This is a genomic window from Streptococcus sp. SP1, assembly GCF_030440005.1.
Lineage (GTDB): Bacteria > Bacillota > Bacilli > Lactobacillales > Streptococcaceae > Streptococcus > Streptococcus parasanguinis.
The window spans coordinates 84,135-101,587 of record NZ_JAQFJJ010000007.1 but is presented as its reverse complement, the minus strand read 5'-3'; the positions used below and the strand labels follow the sequence as shown (position 1 = coordinate 101,587).

The following is a 17,453-nucleotide window of genomic DNA, read 5'->3' as shown; positions in this document are numbered from 1 at the left end:
TTGAGGGACCTCCCTCAGCGGATAAACTGTATTTTTGTGCTTCCATTACGCACAAAAACTATCATATCAGATAATTTCAGGTTTGTAAAGCTCTTTTCTCTACTTTTTCGCAACTTTTTGACCGGAATAAATGCTCCACTCTTTTGGTAGGCAATAGGCAATGGCACAAGCGATGACAAAGAAAGGAAGATTGGCATAGCCAAAAACTTCTCCTCCAATCAAGATCGGTGCGAGCAAGGTCGTGGTCGCACTGCCAAAGACACTGGCATAACCGATAGCGGCCACGACTAAGACTGGTAGACCTAACATCGGAGCAAGAAAGACTCCAAGTGTAGCTCCGATCGCAAAGAGCGGGGTCACTTCTCCTCCTTGGTATCCAGCAGAGATGGTCACCACGGTAAAGAGGAGCTTCAAGATCCAGTCATAACTCTGCGCACTGCCCTGATGAAAAGCCACATCAATCAGATTGGTTCCAAGTCCACTGTATGTTCCGACCTTGGTCAGCTGGAGGGTCAAGAGGACCAAGCTAAGTCCAGCACCTAGAAGCGCAATCCGGATATAAGGATTGGGCAAGACTTGAGCGACCGTTTTCTTCAACCAGGAAAGGCTAATTGCAAAGAGTTTCCCAGCGAGTCCAAAAGCCAAGCCAAGAAGGGCAACTTTGATCAAGGTCTCTGGTGTCCAGCTCAGCGTTTCTCTTAGTGGCACTGCAAATTTCTCTAAACCAAGGGCATGCGAGGTAAAGCTAGCCACAATCGAAGCGATGAGCGCAGGATAGAGAGCCATCAACTGCAGCTCCCCAACTGTCAAGACTTCGAGAGCAAAGAAAGTTGCTGCCAGTGGCGTCTGAAAGAGCCCCGCAAAACCGGCTGCCATCCCGGTCATGAGAAAAATACGCGAAGCATCCGGAATATTGATGTAACGCGCAAAACGATGCGAAAGGGTCGCTCCGATCTGAACCGCTACACCTTCCCGACCGACCGAACCACCAAAGAGATGGCTCATCCAGGTCGTCAGCATAATCAAAGGCACCAAGACCAAGGGGATTTTCTCCTCACGCGCGTGTCCGACATCAAAAATGAGGCCCATCCCTTTTGAAGCTTTGCCACCAAAACGTTTATAGAGATAAACGATGACAAGCCCTGCTAAGGCCAGCAAAAGAATCAAGGGCCAGTGCTGGCTTCGGAAATCGCCAATCAGGAGAAGACCTTGACCAAAAATCATATCAATGGCACCAACCAAGAGACCAATGAAAAGAGCCATCCCTGTTAGGACCACATACTGTTGCGCTTTTTGCTTGATCGATAGACTAGTCACGCGCCCTCACCTCCTCTTGGAAGTCTCTCGAGCGCTTCATCATATCTTGAAACTGAGCTTGAATAGTCGCACGATACTGCTCATCCGTCACGAGAGAGCCGACTTTCTCAAGCACCTCTCTTTCCCTTCCTTGATCAAGCACAGGTAAGCCCTGCTGCTCCTTATATTCTACAATCTGACTGACACAGACCATCCGTCTTTCCAGCAAGGCTACAAGCTCTTGATCGATCTGGTCAATGTCCTTACGAATTTGATCTAAATCCATGTGTCTCCTCTTTATTTTGGATATAAATCGAGGCTGTAATCCATCGATCCAGCCTCTTTGTCATTAATTTGCTTTTGCTACGAGTTCTTCTGCAAAGGCTTCTAATTTTTCAATGTCTTCGTCTTCTGCAGACAAATCAACTTTGACACACTCAGAGCCTTTTTCAGCACCAGTCGCAGCAAAGCAACGGTCGAAATCATCAACTGCTTTACAGAATTCATCGTAGAAGGTATCACCTGAGCCTACAACACCATAAAGTTTGCCTTTGAGATCAAGGCCAGCCAAATCTTCGTAGAAATCTTGGATCTCATCAGGAAGCTCTCCATCACCGTATGTATAAGTCGCTACCACTGCGATATCCACATCAAGGAAGTCCTCCGCATCCACAGTTGTACACTCATCAACATCTACTTCGACACCAAGATCACGGAATTTGTCCGCTACGATATCAGCAATTTCTTCAGTATTTCCAGTCATACTAGCAAAAACAATCTTCGCTACAGTCATAATTTCCTCCAAAAAGCTATTTCCCGTATTATATCACTTTTTCAAGCATTTTGCACGAAACCTTTCCCGATAAGCTGAAAGAAGGGACACGTTTCAAGAATTTGGACCGATTCAACCTAATCGCCCTTGTTTTCATTTAATTGACTGTTTAATTTCTTTCATCATATCCATCCATTCTACCAAAACAATGAACTAATGTAAAACCGCTTCCATAGCTCCTAATTAGTGATAAACGCTTGCTGGATGGGCCTTTCTTATGTTAAAATTGACAGAGAAAATGAGGTAATGTATGAACGTAATGAATGAAATTCTTGAAAAAATTCAAGCTTATGACACAATTATTATCCACCGTCATCAAAATCCGGATCCGGATGCGATTGGTAGCCAAGTGGGCTTGCGTGATCTCCTGCGTGCGCACTTCCCTCAAAAGCGGATTTTGGCAAGTGGCTATGATGAACCGACTTTGACTTGGCTTGCTGAGATGGATACTGTCAGCGATGAGGATTATGATGGAGCTTTGGTGATTGTCTGTGATACGGCCAATACTCCCCGCATCGATGACAAGCGCTATTCGAATGGTGATTTCCTGATCAAGATAGACCACCACCCAAATGACGATGCTTATGGCGATCTGCTCTGGGTCGATACCGACTCAAGCTCTACCAGTGAGTTAATTGCACTTTTTGCAAAGGAAATGGAGCTCGAACTTCCTGTTAGCGCTGCGCGTCTTCTCTATGCTGGGATTGTCGGCGATACAGGTCGCTTCCTTTATCCTGCTACTTCGACTCGGACTTTTGAGATTGCTGCCTTTCTTCGAAGTATTCCCTTTGATTTTACAGCACTTGCTCGGCAGATGGATACGATCAATCTCAAAACCGCTAAGCTTCAAGGCTATGTCTATGACCATCTCGAGATCGATGAACATGGCGCTGCGCGTGTGACCTTGACACAAGAGCTCTTGAAGAAATTCGATCTACGTGATTCAGAGACTGCTGCAATCGTCGGAGCTCCTGGACGCATCGATACCGTGGCTGTTTGGGCTATCTTTGTCGAGCAGGCCGACGGTCACTTCCGTGTCCGGATGCGTAGCAAACGAAAAGTGATCAACGAAATTGCCAAACGTCATGACGGCGGTGGCCATCCACTTGCTAGTGGTGCCAACTCCTATTCCCTTGAAGAAAACGACCAAATCTACCAAGAGCTACAAGAAGTGGCTCGTACGAACGAAGGCTGAGAATGATTTATCAGCCTTTTTTATTCCATTTCTGGGGTTTCCATTTGTCATTTCTTGTGGTAAAATAAAGCTAGTAAAATTATAAGGAGACTTATTATGGAAAAAAATCGTTTGTTTATCATTATCTCTGCTGCAGTAGCGATTCTTAGCTCTTTCTTGCCGTGGGCAAGCCTGAATGCTGGTGCCTTTGGTTCATACAGCGTGAATGGTCTTAACGGAGATGGATGGTTCATCCTTATCTTGGCAGTCGTTGCGATTGTTCTTGCTTGCTTGAGCGATGTGAAAGCTTCATTACCAAAAGGGTTGGCAATTGGTGTTATCGTCTCAGGTGCTATCGCAACTGTCGTTGCATTGATCGATGTATTTGGTGTGAACAAGTACACTGCTAATTTCAATGGCTATGGCGTTTCAATCGGCTTTGGGTTGATCCTTGCTTTGATCGCATCAATCGCTATTGTTGTGACTGGTCTCTTGGCGATGTCAGGTGGTAAAATCACTAAAGGAACCTTCGAAGAACTTGCTGAATCTGGTAAAGGATTTGCCCAAACAGTTGGACGTGTGACAACTTCTACAGTTAAAACTGCTGTAAATGAAATCAAAAAAGAATCACACGAACACACTGAAGGAAAAGCTGATCAACCAGTTGAAGCACCAAAAGATCCAAATCAATCTGAACAATAATCTGATCATCATCACCTTGGCTTAGCCAAGGTGATTTTTTGATCATTATTTTAAATAAAATTAGTGAAAATACTTGTCAAGATCCTAGAAATTTGATAAACTAGCTTAGTAACAATCTATGGCTCGGAAAGAGACCATGGCAGAAAGGAAATATTGCAAAATGAAAAAAGATATCCATCCAGAATATCGCCCTGTTGTCTTCATGGACACTACTACTGGTTATAAGTTCCTCAGCGGTTCAACTAAGTACTCTAACGAAACAGTTGAATTCGAAGGTGAAACTTACCCATTGATCCGTGTTGAAATTTCATCAGACTCACACCCATTCTACACTGGACGTCAAAAGTTCACTCAAGCAGATGGACGTGTGGATCGTTTCAACAAAAAATACGGTCTCAAATAAGAACCAACACAGAACCACTTCCCTTTCGGAGTGGTTTTTTTGATATCTGTTTCTTTTATTGTGAACGCACAAAATAAGAGGTTAGGATGTTGATCCCAACCTCTTTTTTCATCTTAATGGAACTGCATTCCACCATCTACGATAATGGTTTGGCCTGTGATGTAGTTTGAATCAGGTCCAGCAAGGAAGCTGACCGCTGCTGCTACATCTTCTGGTTCTGAAAGACGTTTCAAAGTGATATCTTTAGCGAATGTTTGCATACCCCATTCGTCATCTTTACCTGCGTTCTTACCAACTTCATGGGCAATGTCAAACATCATTGGAGTCTTGACGATACCTGGTGCATAAGCATTGACAGTGATGCCTGAATCCGCCAAGTCACGCGCCAAAGTCTGTGTGATACCACGAACTGCAAATTTAGTACCACCATAAACAGTCAAGTTAGGGTTACCTACAACACCTGCTTGTGAAGTTGCATTGATGATTTTTCCGCCATGGCCAAGCGCTTTGAATTGAGCTTGTGCAGCTTGAGCACCCCAAATCACGCCACCAACGTTAATAGCAAATGTACGTGTAAATTGTTCTTCTGTAATTGTATCAAGTGGTGTAGTTGGCGCAACACCTGCATTGTTCACGACAACATTCAAATCTCCAAAATGGTCAACAACTTTTTGGAAAGCTGCAGCTACTTCTGCTTGTTTGGATACATCAGCAACGACCGCAAAAGCATTTTCTGCGGACAACTCAGCAACTGCTTTTTCAGCTGTTTCAGCATTGTAGTCCAATACACCAACCTTAAAGCCATCTTGTACCAAGCGTTTTGCGATTGCAAAACCAATTCCTTGACCAGCACCTGTGACAATAGCTACTTTAGACATATGATTCCTCCTTGGTATCAACGATACCAGCAAACGTTCCTATCAGAACAGCAAGGGTTGACAACTAGTTTTGATGGGGTCTATCATAAATTCCCGACATAACTATGCTAACAGTATACTCTTTTGTGAAAAACATTTCAAACTCTAGCCTGTTTTTTTGAAAAAAATAGTTTATTTATATGATATTTTTATTTAGTGATAAATGAACTGGAACGTGAAATAGAATATGGCTTTTAACCAAAACAGATAACTGTTCTATTCTGTAAAAGCTACATGAGGCTGGGACAAAAGTCCTAGCCTCTCAATTATTTTTGGATTGTCGAGCAAGACGCAGTGGTTGAGTGGGCTCTACTACGCTGATTTCATCAGCTTTTACAGCCCTACTCAACTGTGCGGAGGTGGGACGACGAAATCGAATTCTAACGAATTACCGATTTCTGTCCCACTCTCATAAACTATTCGTTTGATTGATCCCTTTAGTCATCAGACTCTGCAAATACTTGAGTGGCTTTGACTGCTTTCTTCCACCCCTTGTACAGCTCTTCCTTTCGAGATTCATTCATCTTGGGTTCAAAGATTTGGGCTGCTCCATGAAGAGATTTTAATTCTTCCAAGTCCTTCCAATAGCCTACGGTCAGACCTGCTAGGAAGGCTGCTCCTAAAGCCGTTGTTTCCAAGTTTTTCGCGCGGGCAATTGCAATTCCAAGAATATCTGCCTGAAACTGCATTAAATAATCATTTTTCGCTGCTCCTCCGTCTACTTTTAGGACAGGGATAGGAGTCTTGGCATCTACCTGCATGGTGTCGATAATATCGCGTACTTGATAAGCAATGGATTGAAGGGTTGCCTTGATAAAATCTTCCTTGGTCGTTCCCCGGGTAAGTCCGAAGACAGAACCACGCGCCTCTTGATTCCAATATGGTGCTCCAAGACCCGTAAAGGCAGGGACCACATAGATTTCATCCTGGTTCTGAGACTTCAGAGCATAGGCCTCGGATTCAGGTGAACTGTCGATCATCCGCAGGCCATCACGAAGCCATTGAATGGCACTTCCAGCGATAAAGATAGATCCTTCAAGGGCATAGTAGACCTTGCCATTGATCCCATAACCAATCGTCGTCAGCAAGTTGTTTTCTGACAACTGCATCTCCTCACCCGTATTCATAATGATGAAGGATCCAGTTCCATAAGTATTCTTGACCATACCAGGTTCAAAGGCCAATTGACCAAAGAGAGCAGCCTGCTGATCTCCCGCCATCCCTGCAATCGGCACTTGTCCACCGTAGAAATGGAAGGGAGCTGTCTTACCATAGATTTCAGAGTTTGAACGCACCTCAGGAAGCATGGCTTTAGGAATGTTGAGAATGTCTAAGATTTCATCGTCCCATTTCAATTCCTTGATATTGTAGAGCATGGTACGGGCTGCATTGGAATAGTCTGTCACGTGGGCTGCTCCATCCGTCAGCTTCCAGACCAGCCAAGTATCAATGGTTCCAAAAAGTAATTCGCCTTTTTCAGCTCGTCCTTGTGCACCTTCTACATGGTCCAAGATCCAACGGACTTTAGTCGCTGAAAAGTAGGCATCGATGACCAAACCTGTCTTTTGGTGAAAGGTTTCTACATAGCCTTGGTTTTTAAGTTCTTCAGCCAGGGAAGCAGTTTGCCGTGATTGCCAGACAATAGCATTGTAAATAGGAAGGCCTGTGTTCTTATCCCAAACAACTGTCGTTTCCCGTTGATTGGTAATGCCGATCGCCTCGATTTGATTGGGCTTGATGCCACTTTCAATAAAGACCTCAGCGATCACCGACTGAACCGAGTTCCAAATCTCATTGGCATTGTGTTCCACCCAACCAGCCTGCGGAAAAATCTGAGTGAATTCCTTTTGACTAGAGCTAACTTGCTCGCCTTTTTTATTAAAAATGATAGCCCGCGAACTAGTGGTTCCCTGGTCAATCGCCATGATGAAAGTTTCTTGAGACATAAACTGCCCTCCTGAATTAGGTACTTAAAAATCTTGTTCTTTCATAAACTAGTATACTCTATTTCATCTAGGATTTGTATCCATTTTTTTAATAAATTCCTGTCTAAATTTTCCTTCTGCTTCCAGCTCTATCAGACAAAGTTAAAAGAGCCCTGAGGCTCTTTTAACTAGTAGTACAAATGCTTATCAAGATCTGCTCTGATCTAACCGATTTAAGAACTCCATGGTCGGACTGTCTTGGTAAAGTTCTTTGAGAGGAATGTTCTGATAGACAGATATTTCGTCCGCAGTCACACCGTAACGAATTAATAGATCATAAATACGACTTAAATCATGACGTAATTCATCCGTTATGAGGACATTATCGCTTGTTTCTTTTGTTTTCCAATAATAAGATGGTAACACTTCCTTGGTTTCAATTAAAATAGTTTGTAACAAAGTCCCACCATGGCTGTCCTTCTGAGAGATATCAGCCCCAAGTTCCAACATTTTCTCAAAAACCTTGAAAGACTGGTCTGCCTTTTCCTTAGACGAATACATCTCATATTGACCATTCCAACGTTTGATCATGCGCCTGCAGTCAAATACAGCTCGTCCACCGGCTGTTTGGATGACTGGTTGACAAAATGGATTCAGCTCTGTCGGTTCTTCGATAAAGTTAAGATCTGCACCTCTATCAATGAGTAAGTCCGCAATATCTAAATGTCCCGATTTAATAGCGACTTGAAGAAGGGATTGGCCTTGATCTCTTTTAGGTTTGTCACCCGAAACAGCATTGACTTCTTCAGGCTTTTTATCCAATATCTGACGGATAGCCTCTAGATCTCCTCTTCGCAACAACTGAAAGGTTTTTTGCATGGTTTTCCCCCTCTCTCATTATAGATAAGAATAACACTGTGTTGATACTTTGATCCTATCTCTAGGTTCTTCGTTAAACTGATTATACCATTTTATGGACTCTACATTGAAGTCCTAAAGGCTAAAGATGACAGACTCCCATCGAAAGAGGGACAACTCTATTTCTCTGATTTTCGTATAGCCACCAGCCAAGAGGCTAGTAGGATTTCGAAGCTAACCAGAAGGATAATCTGAGGAAGAGAGCTCTGAACCAGCATAAGGACAGCCAGACTATCAATCAGCATATGAGCGAGGATACAAGGAATAGCTCCTTTCGAGTACTCCTTGAGCGCTCCAAATAGGAAGGTATTCCCTAAAATCATCAGGTAAAAGATGAGATAGTTGGGCGAACCTGCTGTAATCCAAGGGAGTTGATAGATAGGGATATGCCAGAGGAACCAGACAATGGAGAGAACCATCATTTTAGGTATAAAGTGCTTACTAAAGGAAAGATGATCTTGTAAAAACCAACGCCAACCGACTTCTTCCAGACCTCCATATAAAAAGGTCCAAGGAAAATAGAGGAAGAAGGCCAAGAGGGAGTTCCCAGTAAAGCGAACATTCATAAGCAGGGTGGAAATCCCATAATAGATGACGGGGATGAAGAAAGCTAGGATCCAGGATAGGGAACTTTCTTTTTGAAGAAAAACCTTTTTGAAAAAATCACCCAAGGAGTTGACTTCACTCAACACAAGAGAAAAGACAGCCGCAGTAATCATGGGAATCAAGTTCATTAGGATAAACAGTAGTGAGGCCCCCATACTACTCCTATCTGGGAAAAACCAAAGGATAACTTGCCCGACTAGAAAGGTAGCAAGGAGGGCAGACAGTGCATACCAACTAGCGACTGATTGTTTTGAAATAAATTTGCTCATTTTTCCTCCTTTACAGTTACATACTTCTTTCTTGCAATCATGATTGCTAAACTAATAATAAGAATTTTACTGACGATAGATAGCCATACCTCTTCATTCACTAGAATCTGAGACAAGGAATTAATACAGGCATGAGTCATGACACAGATCCATAAATTTTGCGTTTTATGATACAAGGCCGATAAGATAAAGCAGTTAGTTAGCAGACCTACTAGAAACGGAAGCAACTGAATAACACCTAAAGAACCATCAATGTAAAAGTAAAAAAGATGCCAGCTAGACCAGGCTAAAAAGGTGATCACAGTAGCTGAAAGATAAGGTATTTTTTCCTGCAAAGTTGGTTGAAAGAAATAACGCCAGCCAATTTCTTCAACTCCACCAAAAAGAAGAGCCTTGAAAAAAAGCACTACTGGCAAGACCAACGATTGAGTGGTGATCTTACCACCAAAGATAAAGTGGAAAAAGTCGAGTAGCAAGAAAACGAGCACTAAACAATAATTGGCTAACCTGTCTTTGACTTGAAAAAAATCTTTTAGAATTTGTTTGAAACTAGATTGATGGTAGCCAATACTGGCAAGACTACCCCAAAAAGCAGATGATAAGCCACCTAAAACAACAGCGATCATCCCCATTGGTGATGTAAAATCAACCTTGACTCCTCCTGCTCTTAAAAACCACACCAGAAGGCTAACTCCTAATACTTGACCGAAGGTCCCTATCAAATACATGGATAGGGCTTGCTTTCTATTCATTCGTGATTCCTTTTCTATTCTTTCATCTAGTTCATGACTCTATTAGATTTGGAGCATCCCCCTAATCCGCATCGACCCAAAGATGGTATTGTTCACAGTGTAGACATCGAAAGAGATAGCCACACATAGAACCATCCTTGACTAAGTATTCAGCTACATCCTGAAATTCATTACGTGACTCGTATTCTGCTAAGACTTGCTCAGCAATGCCCATTTCTTCCAGTTCACGAGTGCCAACTGTCCCCAGATAGGCACAGTAGTCTTGGCAACAAGAGAGCCAATATTCGCCCTGCCAGCTACTATATCCTGGAGTTTGACATAATAGGACCTGATCTTTTTCCTTACCCATGACCCCTTGCCAATCAGCATCTTGTATAAACTCTGCTTCAAACTTCTGGGCAGCACGACCTGTAGCAATACAAGTCGGACAGAGATGGCTTAGCTCCTCCACACAATAAGGTCTCAGAACATAATAGATGGTGTGGTCTTCCCCACACGAAGGACAGGTCTTAGGCTCCCCTTCCTTAAAAGCACCAGTCCCTAGTGGATCCGGATGATAGCGGAAGGTTGGCAAGGAACTGATTTTCTCTTTATGAGTCTCTTTTTCTTTTTCAGTCAAGGGACGAGGGAGAGCAAAGCGATCTCCATGACTGAGACTCATCTTTTCTAAGGTAAATAGTTTCTTAACTTGCTTGCGATCAGACTTGTCTACTAACTCTGAGAAGAGATCAAAGGCACTGGCATACAAGCCCAACTCCTGATACACATCCACCAAGACCTGCTTAGCTTCTGGAGTTTCCAGTAAGGTCAGCCGATCCGCAAATTCATAGAAAGCCAGCACGCTGGATGAATCCTTATCTTGCGCTTGGAACTGCTTTTTTAAGTGGATATATTCTTTCATAGAATCGTTCATAGGACTACTCGCTTTCATTTTTAAAGGAAACAAATCGTAGATTCTATTACTACAGATGATTATATTCTAACCTGGATCATGTACTTTAAACCCATACCTGCCTGCATTTCGCTTGAGTTTCGCAACTAACTCTTCATTCCGCTTGCTTTTCCCAAAAAAGAAGGGAATGGTCTTTCCATTTCTGAGTTCGATATAGAAAGCATAGCGAGCCCCACCACCAGATCGTCCACGAAAAATTACATAGGTGATTTGCTTGATCTCTTTCAGTGGGATCATTCGCCGACTGAAACACAGAGCGACATGGATATAGAAGATTCCACGGTTAATATGGAAGGGAGCAAAGAAGGGACCGCTACTACGTCGGCTAGCTAACCAGCGACGAACGAATAACGTAATGCTGAAGAAGCCAATAAAAACAACACCTAATAATAGTGGTCCAGATTCTAAAATCTTCATTCCATTTCTCCCTCCATAAATTCTAAATACACAGTACAATTGTTGACTCGGCTTTAATCAGTATGCTTTTTAGTCTTTGTTAATAAGATGATGACAGCCGCTAAGAAACAAATCCAAATCCGAAAGCAACTAGTTCTAAATCTTTTAATCCTACAATGTAAGGTAGGACATACATACTTGCTTCTACTAATAGAAAACCGATAAGAATAAGGGCTAGAGCAAAGTAGTTCCGTTTTTTATTCATCTTTAGGTCCTTTCCTTAGCTGAAGTTCACACCAACCTCAAATAGCTGAAAATTCTATTTGGTTTCAACCCATTTTTCATTGTCCATGATAAAGGGCTTAGCCAGACCTTCACCCGTGTAATCTTGGTATTTTGTCTCCAAGTATTTGTAGACATCTTCCTTGGTCGCAAACTTGATGGCTTGGTAGGGCTCTTCAAAAGTCAGCTTTTCGACAAAGAGATAGCCGTCCTTGGCAGGAACCAAGACACCGACGTGCCCGACAAAAAGCGTGTTGCCATCTAGATTATCATGAACGATGACGGAAAGCATGCGGGCATTTTCATTAAATTTGAAATTGGCAAAATACTCTTCCATCTTCTTGGCGTGGACCTTGACATCCGTTGTATCCTCTGTCGGAACCCGTGAATACAGAATGTTAAAGGCTTCCTTGTCTGCCTCATCGAAGACTTTCCCTTTTTCAATCGCATCATTGTCCACGAACAAGAGTTCACTGTCCGCTTTCATCTTAGGAATCTCGATGCGATTCTTCAGAAGAGTATAACTATTGATCCGGCAGTTGGTCCCGACGAAATCGCCCTTTTTCTTGGTCCACAAGTCACTGATCTTCTCAACATTGTAGTCTGTTTTCTTGAACTTACTGAAGTCACCCGTCAAGCCGACCGAGCCTACAATGCTATCGTAGTCTGTTACCAGACCTAGAAACTTGTCTACACTTTCCTGATCCAAATAAGCAGACAAGAGAGCCCGCACTTCTTCGACACTCGCCTTGCTGTTGAGGTTGCTGTAGCTTCCTTTGTAGCGCTCCTTATCTGAACTAGATTTCTGCACAGTGGAACTCTCCTGCTTTTCCTTAGATTGCTTTTGGTTGCTACCACAAGCCGCTAAAGCAAAGATCGCCAAGGCGCAGCTTGTAAGGAGCATGATTTTTTTAGATGGTTTCATAAACTGGTTCCTTCTAATAATTGTTGTAAGAATCATTTATTTTAAAGTTTCTTAGCTTCATTATATCAATAAATAGATTGAAACAGAAAGAAAAAACTCTCTACTATAATAATACTGATTTTAAAACAATAGTTGAGGATCTAGTGTTAAAAAAACTATTTTCTTACATACTATTAATTATTTGATATAATACTCCAAAGGAGGTAGGCAAATGGTAGTAGAAACTGTAAAAGAAGGAAATTCAACCAAAGAAGATAACAATCTTGACTCTGATTTGACTAATGATATTTTTGATGAATATGATGATATTTTCAAAGCTTTAGTCGGAAACTGACAATCTATCTAATAGAAAAACAGATTGATAAAAAAGCATGTTTTTGCCAATGTCAATAAACGAACAGCCTTTTACGTTTTGATCCAGCATAAAAAATAAGAAAAAAGACAATATTAGAATTCTGGAATTCAGAAAACTGATATTGTCTTTTTTACGGAATGTTTAATCGTAATTGTAGAAATAAATACATTTCGTTTAATAATCTTATTTAATCTTATGTTTGTTCATCTTTTCTTCAAAGATAGCTGTCATAATCTTGCGGAGCTCTTCTCCTTCTTTTTCAGGAAGGTCTCCTTGGCGCTTGGCCACGGCATAGAGTTCAGGATAGCGCATAGCCACACGTTCAATCGTCTTTGTTGTCGCATGCCCTCTGACAAAGAAAGGAATGCGCTTGATCCATTCTTGCGGTACAAGAGCAAGTAACTTCTTCGCTGCTTCTTTATCAGAAATCTCAGCCGTACTCAATCCTTGCTTGATTTGTTCTTGTTCTTTTTCTGTAAAATCTTTTAATTCCATATGAATCTCCTTATTCTACTTAATTCTTTACCTAAGGACACATTATACACCTATGCAGGAAAAAGTACAACTAAAGGATTTCGGAAAATAGAGCAAGGTTAAGTCATCCCTGACTCTATCTCTTAATCGTTAAATCTTATGAAGTATATTGATTTCCGATTTACTGTGGAGCATCTCCCTTTTGCTTTAAATAATAGTCACTTGCCTCAGTTAGTTTTTTATAATAATGATCGTAACTCTTACTAAATTGTCTAATCAGAGGAATAGCTACTTCATAGTAGTGATGGTTAATCAAAAATGTTTTCAGTTGATCTTGAATATTTTTCATTGGACTTGTTTTGTAATCATCACTGTTCAAATAGCGATCAAAAATAGAAATTGTGTCCTTATTTTCATTATGCCACTTTTCATAACTTTCTACCGCAGCTATCTTAGCTTCATTAACCTCTTTTAAGGTCTTCATATTAAAACTAGAACTCAGTTCATCAACATAATCCTGTTCTTCTCTGCTTAACTCAAAGGTTGGAAGGCTATCTAAATATTGAATATACTTCTTAAATGCTTCTTCTCCATCTTTTGACAAGGGCTCCTGTAAAAAAGGCTGATAGGCAGCAAATAAGCATTGCCCCAAGTATCCTGGAAATGCTCTTTCGAGTCTCTTATAAAGTGAGTCTTCAGCTTCGATGACCGCAAGTTTTTCATTGATCAGATCCGTGTCTGCACCTTTAATATAGAGATCGAACACTACTTTCCGTTTCTCATCACTTTCTAGTTCTTGCTCTTTTCTTCTGAGAATACTAGATGCAGTAGCCCCATCTGACTTCAGACAGTCCTTTATTTCTGTTATGGTTAGCCCTAATTTTTTAAACAAGGTAATCTTATTCAGAATCTCTACATCCTTTTCCGAATATTCCCTATACCCATTTTCTAGTCTTCGAGGATGAATAAAACCTTTTTCTTCATAGTATTCTAGTGCTTTTCGAGTTAAAGCTGTTATTCTTTGAATATCATTTCTTAACATGATCTTGCACCTCCTTTACTATATGATACTCCTGTCCCCAAGGGGCATGTCAACCTTTACCTTATAAACAGAAGACAATCATTTTTCTAATCTCTTTTATCTCTTATTATAACAAGGTTCCACAAATATATCAGTCATTAAAAAAGAAAAACAGCCAACCATTGGGTTAACTGCTTAAAAAAGTTGTCTAGTTAATTATTAGAAGAATCAGTATCCAAATTTACTTTAAATCGTACTTCCAGTCTTCTCCATCTTGGTAGTAGAAAATTCAGATAGGTCTTCTTCAAGAAAAATACGAAGCATATCTTCCATATCTAAGGAGAGGTCTAGATTTGGCAATTCTTTCAGGTTCTCCCACCAGACTTCTCCCTCTTCAGAGTATATTAAGTCTCCTTCAAACTTTTCTGTCTTATAAAAGAGAACTACATAACGAATGTCGTCTTCCACCCAATCTTTCATTCCACACATCTGGGAAGAAGCGATCCTTAAGCCAGTCTCTTCCTTCACTTCACGGATCACTGCTTCCGTAAATGATTCTCCCGCTTCGACATGACCACCAGGAAAGGTTATGCCTGGCCAGTCCTCTTTTTTACGATCCATAACAAGAACTCTATCGCTGTCTCTTACCATACAAAGATTTGTAAACTCAACAGTCTCATTCATACAGATACTTCCTAACTATGTTAGTCTTTTTCTTTAAGGATAGGATAAACAATCTGTACTCTAGTCTTCTTTGGGTTGCACTTGCGTATGGGCTAGCAAGTCTCCTAGATGCCTCTTATCTTTCCTAAATATCGTCATTGCCAGTAAGGAAACGGCGAGTAGAGTCGCTGAAATAGAAAGGACAATGAATAACATATCAAAATCACTATAGAAGCCATGAATCGTGCCCATATGACCGAGTTGCCAAGGTAAAAATTTGATGACATTTCTAATCAAGCTTGCCTGCACTGTTTTTTTCTGGTAGACCAGTTCAAGTCCCGCTTTTACCTTCCCAAAACTGCCATCATTTTTATAATCCAAGAATGTGAAAAGAAGCGTGATTGGCAAAACAGAGGTAAAAAATACAAGCCACTGCGACTGAATTTCTGTAAACTCTGGGACGCCATTAAAAAAGATGATGTAAATAAGCATCGAACCTAAAAATAGAAAAACTAAATAAGCTAGAATGAAAAGATAATCAAACAGAAATTCTGTCATTCTTTTTTTAAACGAAATAGGATTGATTGCTAACATCTTCATCACCGTCTCCCCCCTTCTCATCTCCTATTATAATATAAGACCATGAATAAATAAACCGTATATAAAAAGAAGCCTGCAATCTCTCGATTCCAGGCTTCTTTCTTACTGCTCTTCCCTATAAATAACAAAGCCATTTGGCTGAATGTTCAATCGATCATCAGAGATGCTCCCAAGACTAATCAGATCTGCTTGTCCTCTTTCTAAGACAAAGTCTTTCCTGGAGTGGTTAAAGTAGGCTTTGAGAAGGTGGCCTTCATGCTGCCATTCTACTGCTACTACATCTGGCTCTACTTCTTTCAGACTCACTTTACCATGTTGAATCATGCCCGCCACTTTTTTTCGTAGCTGGATCAAGTCCTTCATAAAGTTTAGCATGTCATTATCCGCTGACACGCGCTCCCATGGCATGACACGGCGGCAATCTGGGTCTGGGCCACCGATGAGGGCTAGCTCCGTTCCATAGTAGATACACGGCGTTCCCCGTTGCAGGTAGAGGAAGGCAAGAGCAGACTTGACAGACTGAAGATCGCCTTTGGCCGTCGTCAAAATGCGCTCTGTATCATGCGAGTCCAAGAGGTTGAACATCACCTCAGAGATTTGCTGCCTGTAGTACATAGACTGGCTATTGATCTCCCAAATGAAGCGTTGCGTCTCCTTATGCCCCCGCAGGAAATAATCCTTGATACTTTCAGAGAGGGGATAGTTCATCACCGCATGAAACTCATCACCATTGAGCCATGGTTGGGACGAATGCCAGATTTCTCCGAGGATATAGAGGTCTGGCTTCTTAGCCAAGACCGCCTTACGGAAATCTCGCCAGAATTGATGGTCAATTTCATTGGCCACGTCCAGTCGCCAAGCATCGATCTCAAACTCTTCAATCCAGTATGTCGCCACCTTCAAGAGATAGGCCTTCACCTCTGGATTAGCCGTATTGAGCTTGGGCATATAGCCCGCAAAGGCAAAAGCATGGTAAGACAAGTCGCGACTATTCCACAGATTTTCTGAGGAGACAGGGAACTTTTTAATATGGAACCAATCCTTGTAAATCGAATCCTCCCCGTGTTTGACCACATCCTGCCATTGGGGTGAATCATAGCCAATATGGTTGAAGACGGCATCCAGCATGATCTTCATCCCACGCGCATGAGCCTCTTTCACTAGTTTGCGGAAGGTCTCTTTATCACCAAAATGTCGATCAATTTCAAAGTAATCAATGGTGTCGTATTTGTGGTTGCTTGGTGATTCAAAAATCGGGCAAAGGTAGAGCCCTGTGATTCCTAGATCCTGCAAATAGTCCAAGTGATCAATGATTCCCTGCAAATCTCCACCAAAGAAATCCAAGATTTGCGGGGCAATAGACGCATCCCAAGGACGAATACCTTCTGGGGAAATGGCTGGATTCCCATTGGCAAAACGCTCAGGAAAAATCTGATACCAAACTGTCTGAGCCACCCAGTCCGGAACAGCACACCCATCAATCTCATGGATAAAAGGAAGCTTAAAGCCATTCATGACGAAGTCCAAGTTCTCCTTGTTGTAGGCTGCCACACCTCGATCTCCGTACAAGATCTTCTCTCCCGCTGTATCCTCTAATTCAAAGAGGTACTGGATCCGTGCATGGCTGACAGATACCGACACTTGCCAATAATCAAAGAGGTCGTCGGTCGTCACCTTGTCCATTTCCTTGGTTGCCTCATATAGATCCTCTATAAAAATAAAAGGATCCCCATAATGCAAGACAATCCGTTTGATATCCTCTTTCTTGGTCCGGATGCGAATATGGAGTTGACCGTCCATATAAAGATAGGCGTACTCCGATTCAGGCCGGTGATAAATCGCTGTTAATTCCATCTGTCTCGTCTCCTACTTTCCTTTCTTTTCTCATCATTCATCAGTTTATGCAAACGATTACACAAAACTCACTCTAGTATACAACTTTAGAAAAAGGTTTGCAAGATCTTGTGAGATAATTTTAGACTACTAACTTT

At 41.7% G+C, this 17,453-nt stretch carries 20 protein-coding genes and 1 pseudogene; 4 read left to right on the top strand and 17 right to left on the bottom strand.

Annotation, left to right across the window (positions count from 1 at the left end; all coding sequences use genetic code 11):
* Positions 1–99 precede the first annotated feature (99 nt).
* The 3 genes from PCY07_RS05295 to PCY07_RS05285 form a co-directional block, all read right to left on the bottom strand.
* A complete protein-coding gene (locus PCY07_RS05295; protein WP_219619844.1) occupies positions 100–1,263 on the bottom strand; it encodes a chloride channel protein in 1,164 nt (387 codons plus the stop codon).
* Positions 1,264–1,309: 46 nt separating this feature from the next.
* On the bottom strand, positions 1,310–1,582 hold the full coding sequence (locus tag PCY07_RS05290) for a chorismate mutase (protein WP_049499793.1): 273 nt from the start codon (positions 1,580–1,582) through the stop codon (positions 1,310–1,312).
* Between the two features lie 63 nt (positions 1,583–1,645).
* Positions 1,646–2,089, bottom strand: a complete 444-nt coding sequence (locus tag PCY07_RS05285) for a flavodoxin (RefSeq protein WP_101770543.1) — start codon at positions 2,087–2,089, stop codon at positions 1,646–1,648.
* 289 nt (positions 2,090–2,378) lie between these two features.
* On the opposite strand from PCY07_RS05285, the gene PCY07_RS05280 reads away from it, so the two are divergent.
* The 3 genes from PCY07_RS05280 (at position 2,379) to PCY07_RS05270 (ending at position 4,407) form a co-directional block, all read left to right on the top strand.
* A complete protein-coding gene (locus PCY07_RS05280) occupies positions 2,379–3,323 on the top strand; it encodes a bifunctional oligoribonuclease/PAP phosphatase NrnA (RefSeq protein ID WP_101770542.1) in 945 nt (314 codons plus the stop codon).
* Between the two features lie 96 nt (positions 3,324–3,419).
* Entirely contained in the window at positions 3,420–4,004 is a 585-nt protein-coding gene (locus PCY07_RS05275; RefSeq protein WP_101770541.1) for a DUF5336 domain-containing protein, read from the top strand.
* 160 nt (positions 4,005–4,164) lie between these two features.
* Entirely contained in the window at positions 4,165–4,407 is a 243-nt protein-coding gene (locus PCY07_RS05270; RefSeq protein ID WP_023023047.1) for a type B 50S ribosomal protein L31, read from the top strand.
* A gap of 113 nt (positions 4,408–4,520) precedes the next feature.
* Here the strand turns inward: PCY07_RS05270 and PCY07_RS05265 are convergent, their stop codons facing one another.
* The 9 genes from PCY07_RS05265 to PCY07_RS05225 all read right to left on the bottom strand — a co-directional run bounded on the left by PCY07_RS05265 (position 4,521) and on the right by PCY07_RS05225 (position 12,349).
* The gene (locus PCY07_RS05265; protein ID WP_003006860.1) at positions 4,521–5,285 is read right to left on the bottom strand and encodes a (S)-acetoin forming diacetyl reductase; all 765 of its coding nucleotides are present in this window, start codon (positions 5,283–5,285) and stop codon (positions 4,521–4,523) included.
* A gap of 476 nt (positions 5,286–5,761) precedes the next feature.
* Positions 5,762–7,270, bottom strand: coding sequence for a glycerol kinase GlpK (gene glpK, locus PCY07_RS05260; RefSeq protein WP_101770540.1), 1,509 nt, complete (start codon positions 7,268–7,270; stop codon positions 5,762–5,764).
* A gap of 186 nt (positions 7,271–7,456) precedes the next feature.
* The gene (locus PCY07_RS05255) at positions 7,457–8,128 is read right to left on the bottom strand and encodes an ankyrin repeat domain-containing protein (RefSeq protein ID WP_101770539.1); all 672 of its coding nucleotides are present in this window, start codon (positions 8,126–8,128) and stop codon (positions 7,457–7,459) included.
* Between the two features lie 158 nt (positions 8,129–8,286).
* Complete coding sequence (locus PCY07_RS05250; RefSeq protein ID WP_195227720.1) at positions 8,287–9,042, bottom strand: CPBP family intramembrane glutamic endopeptidase; 756 nt, start codon at positions 9,040–9,042, stop codon at positions 8,287–8,289.
* Positions 9,039–9,794 carry a CPBP family intramembrane glutamic endopeptidase gene (locus PCY07_RS05245; protein ID WP_195227719.1) on the bottom strand — a complete coding sequence of 252 codons (756 nt, stop codon included), beginning with the start codon at positions 9,792–9,794 and terminating at the stop codon, positions 9,039–9,041. Before PCY07_RS05245 ends, PCY07_RS05250 begins: the two co-directional genes overlap by 4 nt.
* A 61-nt stretch (positions 9,795–9,855) precedes the next feature.
* On the bottom strand, positions 9,856–10,707 hold the full coding sequence (locus tag PCY07_RS05240) for a CbrC family protein (RefSeq protein ID WP_101770536.1): 852 nt from the start codon (positions 10,705–10,707) through the stop codon (positions 9,856–9,858).
* Between the two features lie 66 nt (positions 10,708–10,773).
* A complete protein-coding gene (locus PCY07_RS05235; protein WP_101770535.1) occupies positions 10,774–11,163 on the bottom strand; it encodes a hypothetical protein in 390 nt (129 codons plus the stop codon).
* Between the two features lie 100 nt (positions 11,164–11,263).
* Positions 11,264–11,407, bottom strand: coding sequence for a hypothetical protein (locus tag PCY07_RS05230; RefSeq protein WP_225901469.1), 144 nt, complete (start codon positions 11,405–11,407; stop codon positions 11,264–11,266).
* Positions 11,408–11,461: 54 nt separating this feature from the next.
* The gene (locus PCY07_RS05225) at positions 11,462–12,349 is read right to left on the bottom strand and encodes a DUF4300 family protein (protein ID WP_101770534.1); all 888 of its coding nucleotides are present in this window, start codon (positions 12,347–12,349) and stop codon (positions 11,462–11,464) included.
* 211 nt (positions 12,350–12,560) lie between these two features.
* Here PCY07_RS05225 and PCY07_RS05220 point away from each other — a divergent pair, with 211 nt between their 5' ends.
* Entirely contained in the window at positions 12,561–12,683 is a 123-nt protein-coding gene (locus PCY07_RS05220) for a hypothetical protein (RefSeq protein ID WP_013903456.1), read from the top strand.
* Between the two features lie 204 nt (positions 12,684–12,887).
* Here PCY07_RS05220 and PCY07_RS05215 read toward each other — a convergent pair whose 3' ends face one another.
* The 5 genes and pseudogenes from PCY07_RS05215 to PCY07_RS05195 form a co-directional block, all read right to left on the bottom strand.
* Entirely contained in the window at positions 12,888–13,199 is a 312-nt protein-coding gene (locus tag PCY07_RS05215; protein ID WP_101770533.1) for a hypothetical protein, read from the bottom strand.
* A 160-nt stretch (positions 13,200–13,359) separates the two neighbouring features.
* The gene (locus tag PCY07_RS05210; RefSeq protein ID WP_101770532.1) at positions 13,360–14,220 is read right to left on the bottom strand and encodes a MerR family transcriptional regulator; all 861 of its coding nucleotides are present in this window, start codon (positions 14,218–14,220) and stop codon (positions 13,360–13,362) included.
* Positions 14,221–14,440: 220 nt separating this feature from the next.
* Positions 14,441–14,883: pseudogene (locus tag PCY07_RS05205) on the bottom strand (8-oxo-dGTP diphosphatase).
* Positions 14,884–14,943: 60 nt separating this feature from the next.
* A complete protein-coding gene (locus PCY07_RS05200; protein WP_101770530.1) occupies positions 14,944–15,483 on the bottom strand; it encodes an RDD family protein in 540 nt (179 codons plus the stop codon).
* Positions 15,484–15,564: 81 nt separating this feature from the next.
* Positions 15,565–17,316: a glycoside hydrolase family 13 protein gene (locus tag PCY07_RS05195; protein WP_215195006.1), complete on the bottom strand. Its 1,752-nt coding sequence runs from the start codon at positions 17,314–17,316 to the stop codon at positions 15,565–15,567.
* Positions 17,317–17,453 lie beyond the last annotated feature (137 nt).

Excerpts from the sequence above, each read along its gene's own strand:
- PCY07_RS05295 (WP_219619844.1), bottom strand. The coding sequence starts at position 1,263 with ATGGCTCTTTTCATTGGTCTCTTGGTTGGTGCCATTGATATGATTTTT.
- PCY07_RS05290 (WP_049499793.1), bottom strand. The coding sequence starts at position 1,582 with ATGGATTTAGATCAAATTCGTAAGGACATTGACCAGATCGATCAAGAG.
- PCY07_RS05285 (WP_101770543.1), bottom strand. The coding sequence starts at position 2,089 with ATGACTGTAGCGAAGATTGTTTTTGCTAGTATGACTGGAAATACTGAA.
- PCY07_RS05280 (WP_101770542.1), top strand. The coding sequence starts at position 2,379 with ATGAACGTAATGAATGAAATTCTTGAAAAAATTCAAGCTTATGACACA.
- PCY07_RS05275 (WP_101770541.1), top strand. The coding sequence starts at position 3,420 with ATGGAAAAAAATCGTTTGTTTATCATTATCTCTGCTGCAGTAGCGATT.
- PCY07_RS05270 (WP_023023047.1), top strand. The coding sequence starts at position 4,165 with ATGAAAAAAGATATCCATCCAGAATATCGCCCTGTTGTCTTCATGGAC.
- PCY07_RS05265 (WP_003006860.1), bottom strand. The coding sequence starts at position 5,285 with ATGTCTAAAGTAGCTATTGTCACAGGTGCTGGTCAAGGAATTGGTTTT.
- glpK (WP_101770540.1), bottom strand. The coding sequence starts at position 7,270 with ATGTCTCAAGAAACTTTCATCATGGCGATTGACCAGGGAACCACTAGT.
- PCY07_RS05255 (WP_101770539.1), bottom strand. The coding sequence starts at position 8,128 with ATGCAAAAAACCTTTCAGTTGTTGCGAAGAGGAGATCTAGAGGCTATC.
- PCY07_RS05250 (WP_195227720.1), bottom strand. The coding sequence starts at position 9,042 with ATGAGCAAATTTATTTCAAAACAATCAGTCGCTAGTTGGTATGCACTG.
- PCY07_RS05245 (WP_195227719.1), bottom strand. The coding sequence starts at position 9,794 with ATGAATAGAAAGCAAGCCCTATCCATGTATTTGATAGGGACCTTCGGT.
- PCY07_RS05240 (WP_101770536.1), bottom strand. The coding sequence starts at position 10,707 with ATGAACGATTCTATGAAAGAATATATCCACTTAAAAAAGCAGTTCCAA.
- PCY07_RS05235 (WP_101770535.1), bottom strand. The coding sequence starts at position 11,163 with ATGAAGATTTTAGAATCTGGACCACTATTATTAGGTGTTGTTTTTATT.
- PCY07_RS05230 (WP_225901469.1), bottom strand. The coding sequence starts at position 11,407 with ATGAATAAAAAACGGAACTACTTTGCTCTAGCCCTTATTCTTATCGGT.
- PCY07_RS05225 (WP_101770534.1), bottom strand. The coding sequence starts at position 12,349 with ATGAAACCATCTAAAAAAATCATGCTCCTTACAAGCTGCGCCTTGGCG.
- PCY07_RS05220 (WP_013903456.1), top strand. The coding sequence starts at position 12,561 with ATGGTAGTAGAAACTGTAAAAGAAGGAAATTCAACCAAAGAAGATAAC.
- PCY07_RS05215 (WP_101770533.1), bottom strand. The coding sequence starts at position 13,199 with ATGGAATTAAAAGATTTTACAGAAAAAGAACAAGAACAAATCAAGCAA.
- PCY07_RS05210 (WP_101770532.1), bottom strand. The coding sequence starts at position 14,220 with ATGTTAAGAAATGATATTCAAAGAATAACAGCTTTAACTCGAAAAGCA.
- PCY07_RS05200 (WP_101770530.1), bottom strand. The coding sequence starts at position 15,483 with ATGAGAAGGGGGGAGACGGTGATGAAGATGTTAGCAATCAATCCTATT.
- PCY07_RS05195 (WP_215195006.1), bottom strand. The coding sequence starts at position 17,316 with ATGGAATTAACAGCGATTTATCACCGGCCTGAATCGGAGTACGCCTAT.